Origin of the sequence: Acinetobacter sp. UBA5934 (assembly GCF_002430855.1) — a bacterium.
GTDB lineage: Bacteria > Pseudomonadota > Gammaproteobacteria > Pseudomonadales > Moraxellaceae > Acinetobacter.
Window position 1 is genome coordinate 8,906 of record NZ_DJDC01000131.1, and the last position, 1,184, is coordinate 10,089.

1 protein-coding gene and 1 pseudogene are annotated in these 1,184 nt (G+C 31.7%); both read right to left on the reverse strand.

The features are described 5' to 3' along the window. Positions 1–270 (reverse strand): annotated as a pseudogene (locus B2Y23_RS08870) (hypothetical protein); the annotation flags it as partial. 563 nt (positions 271–833) lie between these two features. Further along, positions 834–992 carry a phenol hydroxylase subunit gene (locus tag B2Y23_RS08875; RefSeq protein ID WP_291370357.1) on the reverse strand — a complete coding sequence of 53 codons (159 nt, stop codon included), beginning with the start codon at positions 990–992 and terminating at the stop codon, positions 834–836. Positions 993–1,184 lie beyond the last annotated feature (192 nt).

The window sequence follows — 1,184 nt, forward strand, 5'->3', positions numbered from 1 at the left end:
TACATCCGCAGGAAGTGGAAGATTCAACTTTAAATTTTTCAGACTTTGACTTGATATATTTGAATATTCGACTTTGTACTCAAGCAATGCCGTTGGCTTTACTCGATCGGTTGCTTTTAATTCTTTTTTTACTTTTTGGTTTGCCTCTATTTGAAACACTTTCATATCAGCAACTAAAGCTTGGCTATTCGCGAAGGAAGAGGTTGTCCATCCTGAGACTAATAGCAAAGATAGAGGAATCAAACTCAAAATTTTTTCGGATTTAATCATTTTTTGATACATTTCTTAACATAATGTCACTGTATTTTCACATTAGAAAGTAAAAAAATACACAAAAATGTCGCACAAGTCACATTTTTCTTGTAAATGGTGTATCTATTGTCTTTTTATCAAAATAATTTTCACTTATTGACATTTTTTGTCACAAAAAATAGTGATTAATTCAAAGTCTAGTCACTTAAGTCTGCTAGTTATTTAATATTATCTGATTTCTGTTCCGACTTTCTTTGTATGATCATGAGCTTTGCTCAAACTCTCATTAAACTTTGTGGATTAGAGTGGACAATATTAGATTACTGTAAGCTATGTAGAAAAGTAGAAAAAAGGTATATTGCGATTAGCTAACAAAAAAGTCTTGATGGGGTTTATCCATTCGTCAATTCAACTTGTTTAAAGTTTTTAGGGCAAGTTAATGAAAGCCTAAGAAACATCAGCCTGAATATCACCACTAATTGCATAAACTTAGTATCAGTATAGATGATGAAACCCTGCAAATAGGTTTAGCTCAGCTAATTAGAAAAATGTCGGTGGCTCTTAAGTTCTTGTAGACTTACTTACTCAAACTCCATTGGATGGGCAGATTGACTGTGCCTAATCATTTCTACAGCTAACTCTGCATCACTTATCGAAAATTCAAATTCGATATATTTTTCCCGCTGAGTACCTGTAACATGAATAAAGCAAGGAAGCTGTTCTACATCTAATGGCTGTATACCAAAATCATCATATTCCCTTTAAGCTTTATTAGAATCCCTATGCCAAATTTAAATATTATTTTTTTCAAATACTTATAATTTTGTCTTTATAAAATTCTTAAGTCTCTGAAATTTCTTAGCTGTATAAGCCCCTCTTTAATTAGCCATTTTATCTAACTAAAAGGTATCTACAAAATCGGTGGCTATTCA